General features: G+C 63.3%; 17 protein-coding genes. 10 read left to right on the forward strand and 7 right to left on the reverse strand.

The genetic code is table 11. The features are described 5' to 3' along the window. Nucleotides 1-5 precede the first annotated feature (5 nt). A complete protein-coding gene (locus tag CAP2UW1_RS25535; protein WP_199931623.1) occupies nt 6-224 on the reverse strand; it encodes a hypothetical protein in 219 nt (72 codons plus the stop codon). Here CAP2UW1_RS25535 and CAP2UW1_RS10515 point away from each other — a divergent pair. After that, entirely contained in the window at nt 217-750 is a 534-nt protein-coding gene (locus CAP2UW1_RS10515) for a low molecular weight protein-tyrosine-phosphatase (protein ID WP_015766603.1), read from the forward strand. The genes CAP2UW1_RS25535 and CAP2UW1_RS10515 overlap by 8 nt on opposite strands. On the opposite strand, the gene CAP2UW1_RS23700 is transcribed toward CAP2UW1_RS10515, so the two are convergent. The 3 genes from CAP2UW1_RS23700 to CAP2UW1_RS10530 all read right to left on the reverse strand — a co-directional run bounded on the left by CAP2UW1_RS23700 (nt 751) and on the right by CAP2UW1_RS10530 (nt 6,959). Then, on the reverse strand, nt 751-1,371 hold the full coding sequence (locus tag CAP2UW1_RS23700; protein WP_015766604.1) for a hypothetical protein: 621 nt from the start codon (nt 1,369-1,371) through the stop codon (nt 751-753). Then, nucleotides 1,352-5,980, reverse strand: coding sequence for an EAL domain-containing protein (locus CAP2UW1_RS10525; protein WP_015766605.1), 4,629 nt, complete (start codon nt 5,978-5,980; stop codon nt 1,352-1,354). The genes CAP2UW1_RS23700 and CAP2UW1_RS10525 overlap by 20 nt, the downstream gene beginning before the upstream one ends. Before the next feature lie 154 nt (nt 5,981-6,134). Next, complete coding sequence (locus CAP2UW1_RS10530; protein ID WP_015766606.1) at nt 6,135-6,959, reverse strand: formylglycine-generating enzyme family protein; 825 nt, start codon at nt 6,957-6,959, stop codon at nt 6,135-6,137. Nucleotides 6,960-7,140: 181 nt separating this feature from the next. On the opposite strand from CAP2UW1_RS10530, the gene lexA reads away from it, so the two are divergent. The 9 genes from lexA to CAP2UW1_RS10575 all read left to right on the forward strand — a co-directional run bounded on the left by lexA (nt 7,141) and on the right by CAP2UW1_RS10575 (nt 18,114). After that, nucleotides 7,141-7,743, forward strand: a complete 603-nt coding sequence (lexA, locus tag CAP2UW1_RS10535; protein ID WP_015766607.1) for a transcriptional repressor LexA — start codon at nt 7,141-7,143, stop codon at nt 7,741-7,743. Nucleotides 7,744-7,762: 19 nt separating this feature from the next. Further along, nucleotides 7,763-8,470 carry a translesion DNA synthesis-associated protein ImuA gene (gene imuA, locus CAP2UW1_RS10540; protein ID WP_049778558.1) on the forward strand — a complete coding sequence of 236 codons (708 nt, stop codon included), beginning with the start codon at nt 7,763-7,765 and terminating at the stop codon, nt 8,468-8,470. Beyond that, complete coding sequence (locus tag CAP2UW1_RS10545) at nt 8,403-9,896, forward strand: Y-family DNA polymerase (protein WP_015766608.1); 1,494 nt, start codon at nt 8,403-8,405, stop codon at nt 9,894-9,896. The genes imuA and CAP2UW1_RS10545 overlap by 68 nt, the downstream gene beginning before the upstream one ends. An 89-nt stretch (nt 9,897-9,985) precedes the next feature. Further along, nucleotides 9,986-10,429 (forward strand): bacteriohemerythrin, encoded by a 444-nt coding sequence (locus CAP2UW1_RS23705; protein ID WP_015766609.1) that lies wholly within the window; start codon nt 9,986-9,988, stop codon nt 10,427-10,429. A gap of 289 nt (nt 10,430-10,718) precedes the next feature. After that, entirely contained in the window at nt 10,719-12,353 is a 1,635-nt protein-coding gene (pgi, locus tag CAP2UW1_RS10555; RefSeq protein WP_015766610.1) for a glucose-6-phosphate isomerase, read from the forward strand. A 54-nt stretch (nt 12,354-12,407) separates the two neighbouring features. Continuing rightward, the gene (locus tag CAP2UW1_RS10560) at nt 12,408-14,051 is read left to right on the forward strand and encodes an alpha-D-glucose phosphate-specific phosphoglucomutase (protein WP_015766611.1); all 1,644 of its coding nucleotides are present in this window, start codon (nt 12,408-12,410) and stop codon (nt 14,049-14,051) included. A 63-nt stretch (nt 14,052-14,114) separates the two neighbouring features. Then, nucleotides 14,115-15,383: a glucose-1-phosphate adenylyltransferase gene (glgC, locus tag CAP2UW1_RS10565; protein WP_015766612.1), complete on the forward strand. Its 1,269-nt coding sequence runs from the start codon at nt 14,115-14,117 to the stop codon at nt 15,381-15,383. Nucleotides 15,384-15,404: 21 nt separating this feature from the next. Continuing rightward, the gene (gene glgA / locus CAP2UW1_RS10570) at nt 15,405-16,847 is read left to right on the forward strand and encodes a glycogen synthase GlgA (RefSeq protein ID WP_015766613.1); all 1,443 of its coding nucleotides are present in this window, start codon (nt 15,405-15,407) and stop codon (nt 16,845-16,847) included. Nucleotides 16,848-16,869: 22 nt separating this feature from the next. After that, complete coding sequence (locus CAP2UW1_RS10575) at nt 16,870-18,114, forward strand: DUF1015 domain-containing protein (RefSeq protein ID WP_015766614.1); 1,245 nt, start codon at nt 16,870-16,872, stop codon at nt 18,112-18,114. Nucleotides 18,115-18,129: 15 nt separating this feature from the next. Here the strand turns inward: CAP2UW1_RS10575 and selD are convergent, their stop codons facing one another. The 3 genes from selD to CAP2UW1_RS10590 form a co-directional block, all read right to left on the reverse strand. Then, nucleotides 18,130-19,236, reverse strand: coding sequence for a selenide, water dikinase SelD (gene selD, locus CAP2UW1_RS10580; RefSeq protein ID WP_015766615.1), 1,107 nt, complete (start codon nt 19,234-19,236; stop codon nt 18,130-18,132). An 84-nt stretch (nt 19,237-19,320) separates the two neighbouring features. After that, a complete protein-coding gene (locus tag CAP2UW1_RS10585; protein WP_015766616.1) occupies nt 19,321-19,569 on the reverse strand; it encodes a heavy-metal-associated domain-containing protein in 249 nt (82 codons plus the stop codon). 25 nt (nt 19,570-19,594) lie between these two features. Then, nucleotides 19,595-21,811: a heavy metal translocating P-type ATPase gene (locus CAP2UW1_RS10590; RefSeq protein ID WP_015766617.1), complete on the reverse strand. Its 2,217-nt coding sequence runs from the start codon at nt 21,809-21,811 to the stop codon at nt 19,595-19,597. Between the last annotated feature and the right edge of the window lies 1 nt (nt 21,812).

A 21,812-nucleotide genomic window follows, 5' to 3' on the forward strand; every position in this document is an offset into this window, starting at 1 on the left:
CCGCGCTATCTCGAGACTGCTTTTCCATGCTTGTCCTTGCTGGCCACTGTCCTTGCCGCAGTTGCGCTGGCCGCGTTTTCGGCCGATGATGATGGCTTTGCAGCCAGCGGAGCACCAGCTTGCTGCGCGCGATGGCTCATTGACGGCTGGGGGCCGGCGTCGGTGGGCGAAAGCTGTGGCTGAAGCCGGGCAAGGAACGTTTCTGGAAGATTGAAGGTGATCAAGGTTCTATTCGTCTGCATGGGAAACATATGCCGCTCGCCAACGGCAGAGGGTGTCTTCCGCCACTTCCTGCGCGAGAAGAACCTCGATGGTCAGATCGAGGTCGACTCGGCCGGTACCCATGGCTATCACGTTGGTGAGGCACCGGATCAACGCACCCAGCGTGCTGCAGCCAGTCGCAACTACGATCTCTCGAGCATGCGGGCACGCAAGGTGGCGGCTCAGGATCTGGCCTACTTTGATCTCGTCCTGGCCATGGACCACAACAACCTGGACGTTCTCAGACGCATCTGCCCGCCCGACAAGCACGATCGTCTGGGGCTGTTCATGAGTTACTCGAAGAACTTCGATGACGACGAGGTTCCGGACCCCTACTATGGTCTCGGCCACGGCTTTGATCTGGTGCTCGACATGGTCGAGGATGCGGCCAACGGGCTGCTCGAGAGCCTGGAGCAGCGCCTCCGCGATGAAGCCGATGTCGGTGTCGAGGAAAGTGCGTCGCCGCTGTACGGCAACAGCGCGAAGTGATCAGGGGTGCCGATGTCCTGCGGAGAGCAGGCAGTCGGGGCAGACGCCATAGATCACCTTGAGCGCTGCGGTGGCCGCGACCGTCAGGCGGCCATCGATGACCGCGGCATCCACTTCGCTCCACACCTTTCCTGCCCGGATGCGGTTGCAGATACTGCAGCGTTTGACGAAGCCGGACGCCGCCGTTGACGTCACGGCAGCAATCGTGATCGTGTAGGGTAGAGGTTCGGCGCGAATCTGGTGGTGACGGACGTCCAGCATCTCCTGAGCCAGCGGCACGATGGTCATTTCCATCAAGCGCCGGAACTGCGGTGAGTCGCATCGGTACGGTCGCCTGATGCTGCGTTTCAGCGTTCGCGCCGACATCAGCATCGTGCGCACGAACATCCGCGTGGCGTCGCCGGTAATGAATTCGTCAAGCCGCCGGCCGATCACCGTTCTCGCCAGGATCTCGCTGCCGTCGTTTTCTCGGGCGAAGCCATCCCAGTCGCCGCCGACGGAAACGATCCTGTCGTCGGAATCCAGTGTGTAGCTCAGTGTGGTGGTCGCCGTCTTCTCGCTTGCCTGATCGAGCGCTGTCGGGTCGGCGTTGCCGCTGGTCTCATCCGATGCTTTTGGCATCGGCTGCCTTGGCAGTGCGGGCGAGCACCCAGTCGGCGAAGGCGTCTGGCGCCAGCGGCTGGGCATAGAGAAAGCCCTGGCCGCGATGGCAGCCAAACGCTTCGAGCTCGGCGTGCTGGCCAGTCCTCTCGATTCCCTCGCCGACCACGCTCATCCCGAGTTGTCGCGCCAGCGAGATGATCACCGAAGCGATCGCGCGGTCGTCGGCATCCGTCGAGATGCCGTCGACGAAGCTGCGGGCGATCTTTAGTTCATGAATTGGAAAACGCTTGAGGTAGGACAGCGAGGAGAAGCCGGTGCCGAAGTCATCGATGCTGATCCGCAACCCGGACTCGACCAGTTCGGCCAGCATGCGCTGCGCACGATCGACGTCCATGAGCACGCCCTCGGTGATCTCGATGCACAGACGCTGCGGCGAAACTCCGTGGGCGCTGACAATGTCCATCAGGTCAGCCGCCATGCCGTCCTTGCGGAAATGGCGCGCCGAGATGTTGACGCTGATCCGCAGCGGCGGCAGTCCGGCCCTGTCCCACTCGATGATCTGGCGACAGGCCTCGCCAAGTACCCAGTCGTCGATGGCGAAGATCAGGTGGCTTTGCTCCGCGATCGGAATGAACACTACCGGGTCGATCACTTCACCGTTGTAACGCCAGCGCACGAGCGCCTCGGCGCCGACTACCGTATCGCACTCGAGCCTGACCTGTGGCTGGTAATGAACAAACAACTCGCCGTTCTCGATGGCCCGCCGCAGGCCAGTCTCCAGGGCCAGGCGCTTGCTGGCCTGGCTGGCCAGATCGGCGGAGAAAAAGCGGAAACCGTTCTTGCCGTGATCCTTCGCCCGATACATTGCCGAGTCGGCGTTGCGCATCAGGGAATTGGCATCACTGGCATCCTCGGGGAACATGCTCAGGCCGATGCTGGCGCTGATGAAGCATTCGTGCTCGCCGAAATGGTAGCTGGTGCTCAGCCCGGTCAGCAGGCGTTCGGCGGTCAGCGTTGCCTGCTGACGGTCGGCATTGACCAGCAGGACGACGAATTCGTCGCCGCCCAGTCGGGCAACGGTGTCTTCGGCACGCACGCATTCAAGCAGGCGCATGGCGGCCTGCTTGAGCAGCTTGTCGCCGGTCTCGTGACCAAGCGTGTCGTTGACCACCTTGAAGTTGTCGAGGTCGATGAACACCACACCGACGCTCTCGCGCGAGCGCTCGGCATGGGCCAGCGCCAGGTTCAGACGATCATTGAAGAGCGCGCGGTTGGGTAGCCCGGTCAATTCGTCGTGGGTGGCGAGATACTCGATGCGCTGCTGCGACTCGCGCACCTTGGTGATGTCGCTGAACATGCCGACATAGTTGACCACCTTGCCGTTCTTGTCCTTGACCGTATTGATCGACAGCCATTCGAGGTAAGGCTCGCCGTTTTTCCGGCGGTTCCAGATCTCACCCTGCCAGACACCGAGGCGAGTGACCTTGTCCCACATCTCGGCATAGAACTCGCGCGGCATCCTGTCAGAGCGCAGCAGACGGGGAGTCTTGCCGACCACCTCCTGCCGCGTGTAGCCGGTGAGGGTCGAAAACGAATCATTGATGGTCAGGATACGCTGCTCGGTATCCGTCACCATGACGCCTTCCGAAGCGCGGTCGAAGACCAGTGCGGCCAGCCGCAACTGCTCCTCGGCGCGCTTGCGGGCGGTGATGTCGGTGGCCTGGAAGCACAGGCCGGTAATCGCTCCGTCGTCGTCGAAAAGCGGAAAGCGGACAACCAGGAAGTGGCGTTCGCCAGCCGCCAGCGGCAGGGATTCTTCGCGCTCTATTCCCTTGCGCAGACGTATCGCCTCGAGTTCACTCTCGCGGAAGAGATCGGATACGGCTTCCGGGAAAAGTTGCAGATCCGTTTTGCCGATCACCTCGCCAGTAGCGAAACCGAAAGTCTGTTCGAACTTCGGGTTGGCGAACTGGTAGCGCCCGGGAGCGTCCTTCACCGCCATCAGCGACACCGAGTTGTTCATCACGGCCTGCAACCTGACCTGCGTTTCGCGCGCCGAGCGCTCGACTTCGTAGAGGCTGGTGTTGTCGGCGAACAGCAGAATGACGCCGGCGATCCGCTGCGTGTCGCGCAAAAGCGGCGCGATGTGCAGCGCGTAATGGCGCCGGTTGGCGTTGACAATCTGGCGATCGCGGGCGTTCTGGGTGTCGATCACGTGCTGGACGTCGGCCAGGAGATCCGGCATGTCGGGTGGTAGCGGCAGGTCGCGCAGGTGGCGTCCCGTCTGCGCCGCACCGAGCTTGAACAGGCGAGCGGCGGCGCTGTTGAAACGCTGCAGCGAAGCGTTCCGGTCGAGCACCAGCAGCGGGTAGTCGACACTGTTCTGGATGCTCTCCAGTTCGGTGTTGAGTTCCTGCGTCTCGGCGGTCTTGATCTGCAGCTCTTCGTTGACCGTTGCCAGTTCCTCGTTCGTCGATTGAAGCTCCTCGTTCGACGCTTCGAGTTCTTCGTTCGACGCCTGCATTTCCTCGTTCGAGGCCTGAATCTCCTCATTCAGTGCCTGCATTTCCTCGTTCGACGTCTCCAGTTCCTCGACCAGCGTCTGCAGATGCTCGCGCGTCGCGGCAAGTTCGTCCTCGAGTTCCTTCTCGTCGATGCCGCCGCTGTCCTCGACCGTCGTCTTGCCGGGCGGTGGCAGAAGCCACTCGATACAGAGCATGAACAGGGCCTCGTTGCCGGTGTCCGAGACCGGGTGAACCGAGAGGCGAACGCCGCGCGTCGGGTCGAGTGCCTTGATGTGCCGGGGACGGCCGCTGACGACGGTCTGTTTGACCTGCGCCTGGCGCATCAACACCTGGACTTCGGTACGCAGCTCGCGACGGATCAGAGAGATCAGGTCGAAAGCCGGTCGCCCTGGCGACACGTTGAGCAGCCGGCTGGCGTCACCATGGATGTGGCGGATCTCGAACTTGCCGTTGATCAGGATCGTCGTCGGGATGAAATGGCGGCCAGCCGCCTCGAGCAGGATCGTTTCGAAGCCCTGCGGCGTAATCGGCTTGCCCGGTCGCTGATGCTGGTTGAGGCCGGCGGCCGGGAGCTGCATTTCCGAACGGAGCAGCGGCAGTCGGGCGCTGGTGCCGTGCCGACGATAGAGTCGGGCCTCCTTGTCGACGACCCCGAACAGCGCTTCCTGCTGGAAGATACCCTCCGATTTGCCGAGGAACAGGAAGGCACCCGGGTTGAGCGCGTAGTGGAACACCGACAGCAGGCGCGCCTGCAACTCGCTCTGGAAGTAGATCAGGACGTTGCGGCAACTGACCAGATCGAGGCGCAGGAAGGGCGGGTCCTGCACCAGATCCTGGCGCGCGAAGATCACCGCATCGCGCAAGCTCTTGTTGATCTCGTAGCGGTCGCCATGCGGCGTGAAATGGGCGCGGATGCGGTTGCGCTCCATGTGCGCGAGGTTGGACGCGGCAAACACGCCGCGCCTCGCCAAAGCCATCGCGTCGAGGTCGATATCGGTGGCGAAGATTTGCAGGCGATACTGGTCGAAGGCGGCGCCCAGCCGTTCGGCGAACAGGATGGCCAGCGAATACGCCTCCTCACCGGTCGCGCAGCCGGCGACCCAGACGCGGATGTCGTCACCGGGCTGCTTGCCGGCGAGAATCTCGCCGACCACCTTGTCGAGGCGCGAGAACGCGTCGGTGTCGCGGAAGAAGGCGGTGACCGAGATCAGGATGTCCTTGCACAGCTTGTCGAGTTCGACTGGCGTCTGGTCGACCACCTGCAGGTAGTCATGCAGGGTGCTGACATGGTTGGCGGCCATGCGCCGCTCGATGCGGCGCCACAAGGTCGGTTCCTTGTACTGCGAGAAATCGACCTTGGTGCGGCTGCGCACCTTGCCGAGCAGGGTCTTGAGCGTCGCCGGCGCGCTCGCCGCCTGGGTCGCCACCGGAATCAGCCCGCGGTTGAGGACGATCAGGCTGATTTCGGCACCCATCTGCTCCGGCGGTAGAATCCAGTCCACGCTGCCGGTGTCGATTGCCGACTGCGGCATGCCGTTGTACTTGGCCGTGTCGGGATCCTGGGAGAAGGTGAAACCGCCCGCCGCCTTGATTGCGTGGATCCCGGCGGCGCCGTCGGAGCCGGTGCCGGAGAGAATGATGCCGATCGTCGATTCGCCGACTTCTTCGGCGAGCGAGGCGAAGAAGCGATTGACCGATGGCTTGGGCATCGACTCGCGCGCTGGTTCGACCAGCCGGAAATGCCCTTCCTTGAGCGTCAGGTTGCGATTCGGCGGCGTGATGTAGACCATGTTCGGCTCGGGCAACATCCCGTCTTCGATGTCCCGGACGGTCATCGTCGTCTCGCGCCCCAGCAACTGCGACATCATGCTGCGATAGGTCGGTGACAAATGCTGGACGACGACGTAAGTGAGCCCGAGGTTCTTCGGCAGGCTCGGCAGCAGCAGGCTCAACGCTTCGAGACCACCGGCCGACGCGCCGACGCCGACGATGAAGGGTCGTTCATCGACTCTCACCAGGTGCGCGTCATCTTCGGCGGCAACCGGCGCCTTCTTCGCGCTCGTGCGCTTCTTCCTGGGTTGTTCTTCGTTGGCGATGCTCATCGCGGCGTCTCCGATTTGTCTGTAGCCGTCCGGCAGCGGTCAATGAAAGGCCCAGACGTTGACTCATGGTCTCGGCGCCGGGTTCCCTGCTGTCCGGGATGATAGCGCGTGTGAACTCGTCGGCAATGATGCGCGGGGCTGGTGGCAAGCACTGTCAGCGGTAACCCAGAGCCAGGCGGAAACCCGTGCTGCGCGGTCGGTAGGCGGGTTCGATGCGGCTGCGGGTCGCCGAGCGCGAGTAGCGGGCGGGGTCGCTCCAGGTGCCGCCGCGCAATACCCGCATTTTGCCGAAGCCCGGACCGCGCGGATCAAGCTGTGGTTCAGCGCGGTAATCGGCATACCAATCGGCACACCATTCCCAGACGTTGCCATGCATTTCGCGCAGGCCCCAGGGGTTGGCGGGCAGCGAGGCAGCGGGTACGGTGCGCTCGCGATAGATGCCTTTTTGTCCACCGGCGTAAGGGTAGGCACCGTGGTAGTTGACCTGCTCGGTGGTGACCTTGTCGCCGAAGGAAAAAGGTGTCGTCGTGCCGGCCCGGCAGGCGTATTCCCATTCGGCCTCACTCGGTAGGCGGGCTTCCAGTCCGGGCAGTCGCCGGTTCAACTCGGCGATGAAGCGTTGTGCATCATGCCAGGCAACATTCTCGACCGGATTCTGCGCGTTGTCCTGAAAGTGACTCGGGTTCACCGGCCAGACTCCCGTCCAGAACGCCTGCGTACAGGCCGTGTCGGCGAGCCAGAAACCGCGGCTCAGCGTCACCTCATGCAGCAGTTCGGCCCCGCCACGTTCGGGTTCAGCGAGCGGCGAACCCATGAGAAACCGCCCGGGCGGCACCCAGCGAAAGATCTGGCGTGCGTTGTCTACGCCGAGCACGATCGAGACACCGAACGCATCCTCGATGAAAGCGCTGGTCCACGGCACCCGGAAGGGGTCGGTGGACGGGATCTGGGTTCTCTCCTGGGTGAAGTCAGGGGGCATGGCTGTTCATCATCGATTGACCGGCGGCGAGCATTTGCCGGGAATCGCGTCGAGTCGTTCAGCCGCCAATATACCCCGAAGCAGGTCGTTCGGGGTGATGCATTGGTCACGCTCCTCACACCCCTTGCCTTTTTACCGAAGACTGTACGAAAATACAGATCTGAGACAGGGAGCCGCCATCATGCTGAAACTTACGCCGCGACAACAGGAAATACTCGATTTCATCCGCAACACGCTGGAATTCCGCGGCGCGCCGCCAACGCGGGCGGAAATTGCCAGTGCCTTCGGTTTTGCCTCGCACAACGCCGCTGAGGAGCACCTCAAGGCGCTCGCCAGGAAAGGAATCATTCTGCTCGAACCGGGATCGGCGCGCGGCATCCGTCTGGTCGAGCAACTCGGTCTGCCGCTGATCGGCAGTGTCGCTGCCGGGAGCCCGATCCTGGCGGTGGAAAACGTCCAGCGCCGTTATGCGCTCGATAGCAGCCTGTTCAGGCCGCGTGCCGATTTTCTGTTGCGTGTGCGCGGTCTGTCGATGATCAACGCCGGCATTCTGGACGGTGACCTGCTTGCCGTGCACCACAGCAGCGAAGCGCGTAACGGCCAGATTGTCGTTGCCAGGCTCGATGACGAGGTGACGGTCAAGCGTTTCCGTCAGCATAATGGCATTGTCGAGCTGATCGCCGAGAACCCCGATTTCGAGCCGATCGTCGTCGATACGAGTGCGCGTATATTGGCCATCGAAGGCATCGCTGTCGGATTGATCCGCGACAGCGAGGCGATGTGAGTGTGAACGGTTTTCGAGCATGCGCGCGTCGCCAATTCTTTCGCAAATCCTCGAGCGCCCCGATGTCTGGCGCGCTGATGATCTTGCCAGCGCGCCGCTGCCCGGCGTACCGACGGGTTTTGCCGAGCTTGACCGTGAGTTGCCCGGTGGTGGCTGGCCGCGTGGCGGCCTGATCGAGCTCCTGCCGGTGCGTCGCGGCGTCGGCGAACTGAGCCTGCTGCTGCCGGCACTGGCGCGGCTGTCGAGTGCTGAACTTGCCTGGCTGGTTTGCGTCGCCCCACCGCATTCCCTCTATGCGCCGGCATTGCACGCGGCCGGCGTCGACTTGTCGCGTGTGCTGGTAGCCAGTGCTCCCGGCCGAGATGCCGTCTGGGCCTGCGTACGCTCACTCGCCGCCGATGGCGTCGGCGCCGTCGTTGTCTGGCTGCCCGACGCCCAGGCAACGGCGCTTCGCCGCCTGCAGCTTGCTGCCGAGGCCAGTCGTACGCTGCTGTTCGTTTTTCGTCCGGCAGGCTGTGCCGAACAGTCCTCGCCGGCGCCGCTGCGCCTGCTGCTCGAAGGAGAGGGGGAGCAACTTGTCGTTCGTCTGCTCAAACGCCGTGGCGGCGCCCAGCCCGTGCCCCTGCCAATCGCCATTCACCGTCCGCTGCGTGTGAGTCATGCTCTGGCTTGCCCTGCACCTGCCACGGCTGCCGCTCGAAGTCTTTCCCAGCCTGCCGTCGCCTAGTGCCATCGTCAGCCGTGAGCGTGTCGTCGTCGCCGACGCCGCCGCAGTTTCGGCTGGCGTGCTACCGGGGCTGCGAGTGGCCGAGGCATGGGCATTTCTACCCGCCCTGGCCATTCAGGAGCGGGACGCCGGACGTGAGCGCGCGGCCCTGACCCGGCTCGCGTGCTGGGCCGGCGGATTCACTTCGGAAATCTGCGTTCTGCCACCGCAGACGTTGCTGCTCGAGGTGGCTGGCTCTCTGCGCCTCTTCGGCGGCGTCGCGCCCTTGTTCGAGCGCATCGTTACCGGCTGCCGCGAACAGGGCTTCACGTCGTGGGCAGCCTTGGCACCGACACCGCTTGCAGCACAGTGGCTGGCATTTGCCGGCGATCGGGAGCCTTGTCTCGACGCCGATCAACTGCCGCAGCGTCTCGGTAGGCTGCCGTTGGCAGTTCTTGATCTGTCGGCGCAGAGCCGGGCTCGTCTTGCCAGCTTTGGTGTGCGTTCGGTCGCCGACTTGCTGCGGCTGCCGCGCGCCGGCCTGGCGCGTCGACTCGGTGCCGACTTCGCTGCTGATCTGGCACGTGCGCTCGGAGAGTTGCCGGATCCGAGGGCGCGTTTTGTTTTTCCGGAACGTTTTTCCGAGCAACTGGAACTGCCGATGCGCGTGGAGAATGCGACGGCCCTCGGCTTTGCCGGGCGTCGTCTGATCACCTCACTGTGCGGCTGGCTTGCTGCCCGGAGGGGGGGCATCAGCGAATGCCTTTTCGAGTTTGCCCACGAGCGTGGTGCGCGGCAGCGATCGGCTACCGTTCTTGTGCTTCGTTTTGCCGGCGCGACGCGCGACGCGGAGCGGATCGCTCGCGTACTCGGAGAGCACCTGCAACGGCTCGAACTGCCGGCGGCTGCCGAGTTGATCAGTCTGCGAGCCGAGGCGCCGGAAGCGCTTCCCGGGCATACCGTGAACCTCCTTGGCGAGTACGGCGGAGGCGCTGGGGGCGCTGGCGGCGAATCGCTGGCGGCACTGGTGGAACGTCTGCAGGCACGACTCGGCAGCGGCAGTGTGCATGCGCTGTCCGCGGTCGCCGAGCATCGCCCGGAGAATGCTTCGCGGCCAGTCCCCCCCAGAGTGCCGGCGAGAGAAAGGTCTCCGGCCGGTCTGCTTGCTGCGGCAGCCTTGCGGGATACGTCTTGCGCTCCGCGTCCCTTATGGTTACTTGCCAGACCGCAGATTCTGCGTGAAGTGGCCGGCCGGCCACAGTGTGGCGGTCCCCTGCGATTGCTCGCGGGTCCCGAGCGCATTGAAAGCGGTTGGTGGGATGACGCCGAGCCCGCGACGGTGGGCGATGTGCGGCGCGACTACTTCGTTGCCATTTCCTTGCGAGCGGAGTGGTTATGGGTCTTCCGTAGCCGGGCCGGATGGTTCCTGCATGGAGTATTTTCCTGAGTACAGGCTGTTTTTGCTGGAATTTCCCGCTCCCTCTTTTTATACTGTATGGACTGAAGGAATTCGACGCTTTACTGTGGAGCCCTGTCATGGAGATCAATCTTGCCGGAGTCTTACCGGAGGCTTTGCTGATCGACCTGCCGGAGATTGATGTCCAGCACGAAGAGATTTTTCGGCGTATCGAGTCGCTCAAGGCAGCATGTTTCGGTAGCGGGCCCGCACCTCTGGAAGGCTTCCAGAGTCTGCTCGATTATCTCAAGCACCATTTCGCCACCGAAGAGCAGGTGGCCCTGGAAGCCGCAGCAGACTTCGTCGATCACGCCAAAGTCCACCGGGAAAATCTGCATGCGCTGCGCAGGGCGTTGGGCGAGGTTCGCCACGGAAAGCGTGATGTGCATTCATTCCTGCGCTATGCCGAGTACTGGTTCGAGCGCCACATCAACGAGGAGGACAAGCCCTTCGCCGCCAGCGTGCGAGCGTGCCGGCTCAAGTCATCTACCGCTCCACAGCTCGTCGTCAGCCTTCAAGCCTGAGCTGCCAGACCGCTTCAGCGCTTTCCAGGCTCATCCATCATTAGCGTCGGGCCGCGCGTACCTACCTCGGCAACAGAGTGATAAACGTGATCTGCGTGGCTCTCACATCACCCCGGCGACTGCTCGAGACTGGCCCGGGATGGCCGTTGGTCATTCTTTTTTGCGTTCTTCGGAGCATTCTGGCAAGCTGATAACCGGAACAGCATATCTTGTCATAATTCATCACCAAGCCCTCTCCTTCGGCCGTCTTCAGACGGTCAGACCCTTCATAAACGAGCTTTGACCGACCATGAACATCACCGCCTCAACTGCCTGGAAGGCTATTGAAGCGCACCGGCTGTCGTCTTCGCCTGTGCATCTCAGAGAAATGTTTGCCCGCGATCCAGGACGAGCAAACGCTCTCTCACTGAGCTTCGATGGAATCCTTTTCGACTTCTCGAAGCAGCGAATCGACTCGACAACGCTGCCGCTGCTCACCGCGCTCGCCCGCGAAGCGCGGCTGGCTGAATGGACGGATCGCATGTTCGCCGGCGAGAGGATCAATGCCAGCGAAGACCGCGCCGTGCTCCATGTGGCCTTGCGGCGATCGGCCGGGCCTTTCCCTGCCGGTAATCTGGATGTCATGTCCGAGGTTCTCGCCACGCGCCAGCGAATGGCTGCCTTCGCCGACACTATTCGTTCCGGCAACGCCCTCGGTTTCACCGGCATGCCGATTCGTAACGTCGTCAACATCGGTATCGGTGGCTCAGACCTCGGCCCGAAGATGGTCGGTTACGCGTTGCGCTCGATGTCACATCCGGCACTTGGCGTGCACTACGTCTCCAATCTTGATGGCGCTCAACTGGCACCACTTCTGCAGACGCTGGATCCCCGCACGACCCTGTTCCTCGTGGCCAGCAAGACGTTTACGACCCAGGAGACGATGCTCAACGCGCAAACGGCTCGTGACTGGCTGGTGGCCAACCTGGGCGATGCCGCAGCAGTGGCCAACCACTTTGCTGCCCTGACTGCCAAACCGGAGCGTGCAGTCGAGTTCGGCATCAGACCGGATGCGGTCTTTCCCCTCTGGGACTGGGTGGGCGGGCGTTTTTCGCTGTGGTCGGCGGTTGGTCTGGCGCTGATGATTGCCATCGGTCCGCACGCTTTCGCCGATCTGCTCGCCGGCGCGCAGCGCATGGATGAGCATTTCCGGAGCACTCCCTACGAGCGCAACCTGCCGGTGGTGATGGCGCTGATCGGTATCTGGAACACCAATTTCCTGGGCGCCACCAGCAACGCCGTGCTGCCTTACAACGAATCACTGAAGTATTTCCCGTCTTTCCTGCAACAACTCGAGATGGAGAGCAACGGCAAGTCGGTCGGCATCGACGGCCAGCCGCTGGCCTGTGCGGCGAACCCCATCGTCTGGGGCGAACTCGGCAACAATGGCCAGCATGCCTTTTTCCAGCTTCTCCATCAGGGCGGGCGCCTCGTGCCCTGTGATTTCATTGCCGCCGTACGCTCCGACTACCCCTTGCCCGGGCATCAGGAGGCGCTGCTCGCCAACTGCTTCGCGCAGAGTGCGGCGCTGGCGTTCGGCAAGACGGTCGATGAGGCACGTAGCGAACTCAGTCGCACGCTGCAACCGGCAGCGCTTGCCGAACTCCTGCCGCACAAGGTGTTTCCCGGCAACCAGCCATCGTCGACGCTGCTGCTGTCGCGACTCGACCCGCCCACGCTTGGCGCGCTGGTCGCACTCTACGAGCACAAGGTGTTTGTGCAAGGTGTCATCTGGGGCCTCAATTCCTTCGACCAGTGGGGCGTCGAGTTGGGCAAGGCCGTGGCCAACAGCATCCTGCCGGCGATCACGAATGCGGCTCTGGCGGAAAAGCTCGATGTCTCGACGCAGCAGTTGCTGGCATTCAGCCGGCAGCATCTGGCATGAACCCGCGCTACTCCGTTCTTGATACAGAGCGTTTCCTTTGTCACGAGGCTTAAGATGAACATAAAGGTGATCAACGTTCCCAGCACGCCTTACTCGGGCCAGAAGCCGGGGACATCCGGGCTGCGGAAGAAAGTGACGGTATTTCGCCAGGCACGATATCTCGAGAATTTCGTGCAAGCCATTTTCGACACGTTAACCGGTCAGCAGAGACAGACGCTGGTCCTTGGTGGCGATGGCCGCTATTACAACGATGTGGCCATCCAGACCATTCTGCGCATGGCAGCGGCCGCCGGATTCGGTCGCGTGCTTGTCGGTCGCGACGGCATTCTGTCGACTCCGGCAGCGAGTGCGGTGATCCGCAAGTGGCAGGCTTTCGGCGGCATCATACTGTCGGCCAGTCACAACGAAGGTGGCCCGAACGGAGACTTCGGCATCAAGTACAACCTCGGCAATGGTGGGCCCGCGAACGAAGCCTTTACCGATGCCGTCTATCGTCGTACGCAGGAAATCAGTGTCTATCATACCGTCGAGTCGCCCGACATCGACCTCGCCCACATCGGCGAAGCTGCCATCGGCGAGATGACCGTCAGCATCATCGATCCGGTAGCCGACTATGCGGAACTTCTCGAGTCGCTGTTCGACTTCGAGCGCATTGCCGGCCTGCTGGCGCGTCCCGACTTTCGTATGCGCTTTGATGCGATGCACGCGGTCACCGGTCCTTACGCGCACGCCATTCTCGAGGGTCGTCTCGGTGCTCCCGCGGGTACTGTGGTCAACGGCACACCGCTGCCCGATTTCGGCGGCGGCCATCCCGATCCCAATCCGGTGTGGGCCGCCGAACTCGTCAACGCGCTCGCGGACAGCGGTTCCGGCTTGTCGTTCGGCGCCGCTTCCGATGGCGACGGCGACCGCAACATGATTGTCGGTCGTAATTTCGTTGTCAGTCCGAGCGACAGTCTGGCAGTTCTCGCCGCCAACCACGCTCTCGTGCCAGCGTACGCCGGTGGCCTGGCAGGTGTGGCACGTTCTATGCCGACCAGTTGCGCCGTGGACCGCGTCGCCAAGGAGCTTGGCATTGCCTGCTATGAGACGCCGACGGGCTGGAAGTACTTCGGCTCGTTGCTCGATGCCGGCATGGCCACCCTGTGCGGAGAGGAGAGCGCCGGTACGGGCTCGAACCACGTCCGCGAAAAGGATGGCCTGTGGGCGGTCCTCTATTGGCTCAACATTCTGGCCGTTCGCGACATGCCGGCGGATGTGATCGTTCGTGAGCACTGGCAGCGTTTTGGACGCAACGTCTATTCCCGCCACGATTATGAGGGTATCGAGACGGCCAGGGCGGATCGCCTGATGGACGAACTGCGTGCCCGTCTGCCAGAGCTGCCCGGATCGCGCCGCAATGGCCTGCCGATCGCGGCGGCCGATGATTTTTCCTACACCGATCCGGTCGATGGGTCGCGTTCGGAGCGCCAGGGTGTGCGCATCCTGCTCGAAGACGGCTCGCGAGTGGTTTTCCGGCTATCGGGTACAGGCACTGAAGGGGCTACGCTGCGCGTCTACCTCGAACGCTACGTGGCCGATCCCAGCCTGCACGAAGTGCCGACACAGGAGGCGCTGGCGCCGCTGGTCGCCCTTGCCGACCTTGTAGCACAAATTACTTCGATCACCGGGAGAAACGGACCGGATGTGATCAGTTAGGAGTTGGTGACACCGGTGGGCGCCGCCAGATGCGATGAATGATGCTAACTAGAGGATACGAAAATGGTTGACAGGAAGACATTCCAATTACCACGCAAGGCGATAGCCCTGGTCCTTGCTGGTGGGCGTGGCAGCCGGCTGCACGAACTCACGGATCGTCGTGCCAAGCCGGCAGTCCATTTTGGCGGCAAGTTCCGGATTATCGATTTTGCCTTGTCGAACTGCGTCAATTCGCAGATCCGGCGCGTTGGCGTCGTTACCCAGTACAAGTCGCACAGTTTGTTGCGCCACCTGCAGCGCGGCTGGAACTTCCTGCATGGCGAAGTCAACGAGTTCGTCGACCTGCTTCCGGCACAGCAGCGGATAGACGAGGAATCGTGGTATCGCGGTACGGCGGATGCGGTTTACCAGAACATCGACATCCTCGAGACGTATACGCCGGCACCTGAGTTCGTGGTCATTCTCGCGGGTGATCACGTCTACAAGATGAATTATGCGGTAATGCTAGTCGACCATGTCGAGAGCGGCGCCGAATGCACCGTCGCCTGTATCGAGGTGCCGCGGCGAGATGCGAGCGGTTTTGGCGTCATGGCAGTCGACGAGAATGGCCTGATCACGGACTTTATTGAAAAGCCTGCCGATCCTCCGGCCATGCCGGGCAATCCCGATATGGCCATGTGCAGCATGGGGGTCTACGTTTTCAACGCGAAGTATCTCTATGCCGAGCTGGCTCGGGATATCACGGATCCGACTTCCAGCCATGACTTCGGCAAGGACATCATTCCGCGCGCCGTGGCCAACCGTGTGGCGGTTGCACATCCGTTCTCACGCAGTTGCATCGTCGCCCCGGACGAGCAGTTCCGGGAGCACTACTGGCGTGACGCGGGGACGATCGATGCGTATTGGGACGCCAACATCGATCTGACCGCCACGGTGCCTGCACTGAACCTCTACGACCGCAACTGGCCGGTCTGGACCTATCAGCAGCAATTGCCGCCCGCCAAGTTCGTACACAACCATCTTGACCGGCGAGGCACTGCCATCGAGTCCACGGTGTCCAGCGGTTGTATCGTTTCCGGCGAAGTCAACCGGTCGCTGCTGTTTTCCAGTTGCCGCGTTCATTCCTATGCACGCGTGAACCTGTCGGTCCTGCTCCCCGATACCACGGTCGGCACCCGAGCGCGCCTGACTCGCTGCGTCGTCGACAGCGACTGCCACATTCCGCCGGGAATGGTCGTTGGCGAGGATCCGGATGACGATGCGCGTCGTTTCCGGCGCACCGAAAGCGGTGTGACGCTGATCACGCGCAAGATGCTTGACCAGATCGCCTGACCTGCCTGAGGAAGCCGCCACTTGCGCGTTCTGCACGTTGCCGTCGAGATCTACCCGCTGGTCAAGACCGGTGGCCTTGCCGATGTCGTCGCCGCGCTGCCGGTGGCGCTCGCCGAACGCGGGCTGGATGTCCGTGTGCTGTTGCCGGGCTTGCCCGCCGTTCTCGATGGCGTCGTCGACCTCAAGCGGGTGATCCGCCTGGGTCCGGCCTTCGGTGCGGCGGTCATCACGCTGCGACTCGGACGTCTGCCGGACAGCGGCCTGCTGGCTTATGTCATTGATACGCCGTTTCTTTACCGACGCGACGGTAACCCCTATCTGGCTCCGGACGGCCGTGACTGGCGAGACAATCATCGGCGCTTTGCGCTCCTCGGCTGGATCGCCGCCCATCTGGCTGCCGGCGAACTCGATCGTGACTGGCAGCCGGAAGTGGTGCATGCACATGACTGGCACGCCGGCCTGGCCCCGGCCTACATCGCGCAAAATCCGGCGCTGAGCACGGCGACGGTGTTCACGATCCATAATCTGGCCTTTCGTGGCCTCTTTCCACTCGACCACCACACCGACCTTGGTCTGCTCATCTCCGGGGCGAACCAGAGCGCACTCGAGTTTCACGGGCAGTTGTCGTTCATGAAAGCGGCTCTCGTGCATGCGAAGCGCGTGAACGCCGTCAGCCCGACGTACGCCCGTGAAATTTGCACCCCGGAGTTCGGTTGGGGTCTCGACGGTCTGCTTCGCGACCGGGGAGCAGACTTGTCAGGCATTCTCAACGGTGTAGATTACTCGGTATGGGATCCGGGCAGCGACCGGGCGATTCATGCGAACTACACGGCAGGGGATCTGGGGGGCAAGAAAGCCTGCAAGGCCAGCCTGCAGGCCGAGCTGGGTTTCTCCGGCCGCGCCAACGCCCCGCTTTTCGCAGTGGTCAGCCGTCTGACCGCGCAGAAGGGCATGGATCTGGTTCTCGGCGCTTTGCCGACGCTGCTGGCGGGGGGAGGGCAGCTGGTCGTCGTCGGCAGTGGCGAAGCCGATATCGAAGCCGCTTTCAGGGCCGCCGCCACCGCTCACCCGCAGGCTGTATCGGTGCATCTGGGCTATGACGACGCGCTGTCGCACCGCGTCATCGCCGGCGCCGACATTCTGCTCGTCCCGTCACGTTTCGAACCCTGCGGTCTGACGCAACTCTATGCCTTGCGCTACGGCACCTTGCCGTTGGTACGGCGGGTCGGCGGTCTGGCAGATACGGTCATCGATGCCACTCCGGAACATCTCAAGGCGGGTAGTGCTAACGGTTTCGTCTTTGACGACGCCGGCAGCCGCGCGCTGGCTACGCGCATCGGTGAGGCGTTGGCACTCTACCGCGATCCCTCGGCCTGGCTCCAGGTGCAGCGGCGCGGCATGGCGCAGGATTTTTCCTGGGCTGATTCGGCAGTGCGCTATGAGGCGCTCTACCGGAGCATCTGAAATCCCCCTGCAGGAGAACTCCTTGTCCGTTGAGCCTTGCCTGATTCGACCATTCGCCGGTCTTCGACCACGCAGTGCCGATGCCGCCGCAGTAGCGGCGCCGCCCTATGATGTCCTCTCCAGCGAAGAGGCGCGTGTGGCGGCGGTCGGCAAACCCTTGTCCTTTCTGCATGTCTCGAAAGCGGAGATCGATCTGCCGCCGGGCATTGATCATCATGCCCCCGAGGTCTACGCCAAGTCGGCGGACAATTTCCGGGGCTTGATCGATGCCGGGGTGCTGCGTCGTGACCCGCATCCCTGTTACTACGCCTATCGCTTGCAGATGGGCCGGCATGTTCAGACTGGTCTGGTGGCGGTGGCGTCGATCGCCGCCTATGACAGCAACCGGATCCGCAAACACGAGTTCACCCGGCCCGACAAGGAAGACGATCGGGTTCGCCAGATCGAGGCCCTGAATGCGCAGACCGGGCCTGTGCTGCTCGCGCACCCTGAGAGTCCCGAGGCCGATGACCTGCTTGCGCAGGCCGCCGAGACAGCGCCCGTCGCTGATGTCCGGGCCGAGGATGGTATCCGCCATACCCTATGGACGATCGCAGACACCGATCGCATTGCACGGATTGACACGGTCTTTGGCGCGATGCCGAGTTTCTATATTGCCGATGGTCATCACCGGTCGGCGGCTGCCTCGCGAGTGGCAGCGGCCCGGCGCGGCCAGACAGCCGCGTTGGGTGGCTCGCAATTCTTTCTGTCCGTCATCTTCCCGGCGTCGCAGATGCGGATCATGGACTACAACCGGGTGGTGCGCGACCTCAACGGCCTGAGTCAAGAGGCCTTTCTGACAGCTGTCGGTGGACGCTATGACGTCACCCCGGCCGCTGCAGCGGTGCGACCCGAGCGGACGGGCGTTTGCGGAATGTATCTGGCGGGCCGGTGGTATCGGCTGGAAATCAAGCCCGGACTGATCCTGTCGGCAGATCCGGTGCGTCGCCTCGACGTCTCGCTGCTTGCCGAGCAGATTCTTGGTCCGCTGCTGGGAATCACCGATCTGCGCCGCGACACGCGCATTGATTTCGTCGGTGGCATGCGTGGACTGGCGGAACTCGAACGACGCGTGAACGGTGGCGAAATGGCCGTCGCCTTCGCCATGTTTCCGACACCGATGGCAGAGCTGATGGCGGTTGCCGACGCCGGCGAGGTGATGCCACCGAAATCAACTTGGTTCGAACCCAAACTGGCTGACGGCCTGGTCTCTCACCTCCTCGACTGAGCGGGGGCGCCGAGGTCAGTGGCTCCTGATCACCGATACTTGCGGCTTGCCCTCGGAGACTTCGCCGATGACCGTCGCGTGGTCGAAACCCTCTTGCAAGAAGATCGCCAGGACTTCGGTGACCACTTCCGGAGCACAGGCGACCAGCAGTCCGCCGCTGGTCTGCGGATCGGTCAGGAGCGCTCGTTCGAGGTCGCTGAAGCTCTTCTTCGGTAGCGCCACGTGCTCTCCGTAGCTTGCCCAGTTGCGCCCTGAAGCCCCTGTGATGCAGCCTTTGGCCCCATAGTCGAGAACATTCGACAGGAGCGGAAGCGCCGCGAAATCGACCACGGCCGCGACGCTCGAGGCCTTGCAGATTTCCACCAGATGACCGAGCAGGCCGAAACCCGTGACGTCGGTCATCGCGTGCACGCCGGCAAGGCAACCGAGTGCTCGTCCTGGCGTGTTGAGCTGGGTTGTCGAGGCGATCATCGAGGCGTAACAGGGGGAAGACAAAAGGCCCTTTTTCAGCGCCGCGCTGTAGAAGCCAACACCCAGTCGCTTGCCGAGAATCAGCTTGTCGCCGGCGCGTGCACCCGAATTGCGCTTGAGGTTGTCAGGATGGACCAGTCCAATGGCGACGAGACCGTAAATCGGCTCGACCGAGTCGATCGTATGGCCGCCGGCAATCGGGATGCGCGCCTTCGCACAAATCGATTCGCCTCCTTCCAGTATGCGCTTGATCGTCTCGAGCGGCAGCTTGCTCACGGGCATGCCAACGATGGCGAGTGCCAGCAACGGCCAGCCACCCATCGCATAGACGTCGGAGAGGGCATTGGTCGCCGCGATGCAGCCAAAATCGAACGGGTCATCGACAATCGGCATGAAGAAATCGGTCGTCGCCACCAGCGCCTGATCGGCGTTGAGTTGGTAGACGGCAGCGTCATCGCTGGTCTCTATGCCGACCAGCAACTGACTTGGCGCCAGACCCGGCGAGACCTTGCCGAGGATCTGCTCGAGCACGGCGGGTGCGATCTTGCATCCGCAGCCGCCGCCGTGTGAAAACTGGGTCAGTCTGACCGGCTCGCTCGATGTGGCTTGCGAAACAGGCAGTTCGGCAATCCTGGATTTCTTTCTGGGCATTGTTTTCCGATTCTTCTTCTTGCTGGCAGCCAGACCTGGCTGGTCGTCGCAGCGATGCGGCAGGATGCCATCGCCGGGGACAGATCAGGGGGAGTCAAACCCCGCCGCTTCAATGGCGTCCCTGAACTGGCCGGCGTTGGCCAGTTCAGGGTCGTAGGCAATGCTGGCTTCACCGGCCTCAAGCGCGACGTCGACCTGGAAAACGCCAGGCAGCGCCGTGAGGGCGCTGGTGACGGTCTGCACACACCGCTGACAGCTCATTCCGCCAATCGTGACCACGACTCTTTCCATTCGCTGCTCCGTTCCTTCTGTTGCGGCGTCGACCGCAGCCATTACGCGCATCCTTCACGTTGCGTCATCAGGGCGCCCGCTTCGTTTGCTCTGCGGCGCGCCAACGCTTGAGGAGCAGCGAGTTGGACACCACCGAGACTGAACTCATCGCCATTGCCGCACCCGCGATCACTGGATTCAGCATGCCCAGCGCCGCCAGGGGAATGCCAAGCACGTTGTAGATGAAGGCGCAGAACAGATTCTGCCTGATTTTCCTCAGCGTCGCACGCGAAAGCAGGATGGCATCGGCAATGCCATTGAGGTCGCTGCGGACCAGCGTCACGTCCGCCGCTTCAATCGCGGCGTCCGATCCAGCGCCGATGGCGAAGCTCACGTTCGCCGCGGCCAGCGCCGGCGCGTCGTTGATACCGTCGCCAACCATGGCCACGACCGCCTCGCCACTCTTGAGCGCGTTGATCGCGTCTGCCTTTTCACCGGGGAGGATGCCGGCGCGGAAGTCGACGATACCGGCCTCGGCGGCTATGGCTGCGGCGGTTGACGCGTGGTCGCCGGTCAGCATCACCACTTGTATGCCCATGCTTCTGAGCCTGCTCACCGCAGGCCGCGAGGTCTCGCGGAGCGGGTCGGCGATCGCCAGCAGCGCCAGAGCCGCGCCATCCCCGGCCTCGGCATCGCCGCCTTCCACCAGCACCACCACCGTCTTGCCGACTCCTTGCAAGGTTGCGATCAGCTCGCGGGGCAAGGCGCAGGTGAAGCTGTCGGGCGCGCCCAGGCGCAGCGTGCGCCCGGCGACGCAACCTTCGACGCCTCGCCCGGGAATCGCTCGAAACTCGGTGAGCCCCGGCAAGGCCAGGCCGGCGACCTGCGCCTGCTGCAGAATCGCGCGTGCCAGGGGATGTTCGGAAGCCTGTTCGAGAGCGGCCGCGAGGGCCAGGGCGGCGTCGGCCGACGTCGCCAGCGGCAAGATGTCGGTCAGCACCGGTTCGCCCCGCGTCAGCGTACCGGTCTTGTCGACCGCCAGTACGCTGACCTTCTCGGCGCGCTCGAGTGCTTCGCCGTTCTTGATCAGGATGCCGGCGGTGGCACCCCGTCCGGTCGCCACCATGATGGCGGTCGGGGTGGCCAGGCCGAGCGCGCAGGGGCAGGCGATCACCAGCACGGCGACGGCATTGACCAGCGCCGCGCTGAAAACACCGCCGAGGGTCCACCAGGCGACGAAGGTGCACAGGGCAATGACGCAGACGATGGGCACGAAGATTGCGGAGATGCGATCGGCGAGTCGCTGCACCGGTGCTTTCGAGCCCTGTGCCTCGGCGACCAGACGGATGATGCCAGCGAGCAGGGTGTGCTCGCCGACACTGGTTGCTCGGCAACGCAACATTCCCTCGCCGTTGGCCGTGGCGGCAAAGACGCGGTCGCCCGGGCGCTTGGCCAACGGCATGCTCTCGCCGGTCAGCATGGCTTCATTGACGGTCGACGATCCATCGAGCACCTCGCCATCGACCGGCAGGCTTTCGCCGGGGCGGACGATGAGGACGTCGCCCGGTATCAGCAGCGCCGCGTCGAGTTCGATCAGGCGGCCGTCGCGCTCGACGCGCGCCGTTCTGGGCTGCAGGCGAAGCAGTGCCTCGATGGCCTCGGTGGTTCTTGCCTTGGCGCGCGCCTCGAGCAACTTGCCGAGCAGAACGAGCGTGATGACCGCGGCCGAGGCTTCGAAATAGACGTGCAGGTCTGCGGCGCCGGTGATCGTGACGACGGCGCTGAACACGTAGGCCATGGAAGTGCCGAGCGCGACGAGTACGTCCATGTTTGCCCCGCCACCGCGCAAGGCCTTCCAGGCGCCATCGTAGAAGCGCCAACCGATCCAGAACTGGACGGGCGTGGCCAACAGGAGTTGCAGCCAGCGCGGCAGCAGGTCCGTCTGATGGTGTGTGCTGACATCGAACATGTTCAGCATCTGCGCGGCGAGTGGCAGGGTGAGCGCGGCGGCGATCCAGAAGCGGCGCACGTCTGCCTGCCGGGTCGCCAGTCTGCGGGCCCTCTCCTGTGCCCGCGAATTCTCATCGGCGAGTCGCCCGACGAAGCCGGCCCGCTCGATGGTAGCGATCAGCAGCGGCGGGTCGACGACGCCCGGGAGGTAGCGGACGGTCGCCCTCTCGGTGGCCAGATTGACGACCGCTTCGACGTCGGGCAAGCGATTCAGGAGCTTCTCGATCCGCGTCGAGCAGGCGGCACAGCTCATGCCTTCGATGGCCAGTTCGACCGTGCGCAAGGTCTGGGGCATG

This window comes from Candidatus Accumulibacter phosphatis (assembly GCF_000024165.1).
In the GTDB taxonomy this organism is placed as follows: Bacteria; Pseudomonadota; Gammaproteobacteria; order Burkholderiales; family Rhodocyclaceae; genus Accumulibacter; species Accumulibacter phosphatis.

Excerpts from the sequence above, each read along its gene's own strand:
- CAP2UW1_RS23700 (WP_015766604.1), bottom strand. The coding sequence starts at position 1,371 with ATGCCAAAAGCATCGGATGAGACCAGCGGCAACGCCGACCCGACAGCG.
- CAP2UW1_RS10525 (WP_015766605.1), bottom strand. The coding sequence starts at position 5,980 with ATGAGCATCGCCAACGAAGAACAACCCAGGAAGAAGCGCACGAGCGCG.
- CAP2UW1_RS10530 (WP_015766606.1), bottom strand. The coding sequence starts at position 6,959 with ATGCCCCCTGACTTCACCCAGGAGAGAACCCAGATCCCGTCCACCGAC.
- lexA (WP_015766607.1), top strand. The coding sequence starts at position 7,141 with ATGCTGAAACTTACGCCGCGACAACAGGAAATACTCGATTTCATCCGC.
- imuA (WP_049778558.1), top strand. The coding sequence starts at position 7,763 with ATGCGCGCGTCGCCAATTCTTTCGCAAATCCTCGAGCGCCCCGATGTC.
- CAP2UW1_RS10545 (WP_015766608.1), top strand. The coding sequence starts at position 8,403 with ATGCTCTGGCTTGCCCTGCACCTGCCACGGCTGCCGCTCGAAGTCTTT.
- CAP2UW1_RS23705 (WP_015766609.1), top strand. The coding sequence starts at position 9,986 with ATGGAGATCAATCTTGCCGGAGTCTTACCGGAGGCTTTGCTGATCGAC.
- pgi (WP_015766610.1), top strand. The coding sequence starts at position 10,719 with ATGAACATCACCGCCTCAACTGCCTGGAAGGCTATTGAAGCGCACCGG.
- CAP2UW1_RS10560 (WP_015766611.1), top strand. The coding sequence starts at position 12,408 with ATGAACATAAAGGTGATCAACGTTCCCAGCACGCCTTACTCGGGCCAG.
- glgC (WP_015766612.1), top strand. The coding sequence starts at position 14,115 with ATGGTTGACAGGAAGACATTCCAATTACCACGCAAGGCGATAGCCCTG.
- selD (WP_015766615.1), bottom strand. The coding sequence starts at position 19,236 with ATGCCCAGAAAGAAATCCAGGATTGCCGAACTGCCTGTTTCGCAAGCC.
- CAP2UW1_RS10585 (WP_015766616.1), bottom strand. The coding sequence starts at position 19,569 with ATGGCTGCGGTCGACGCCGCAACAGAAGGAACGGAGCAGCGAATGGAA.
- CAP2UW1_RS10590 (WP_015766617.1), bottom strand. The coding sequence starts at position 21,811 with ATGCCCCAGACCTTGCGCACGGTCGAACTGGCCATCGAAGGCATGAGC.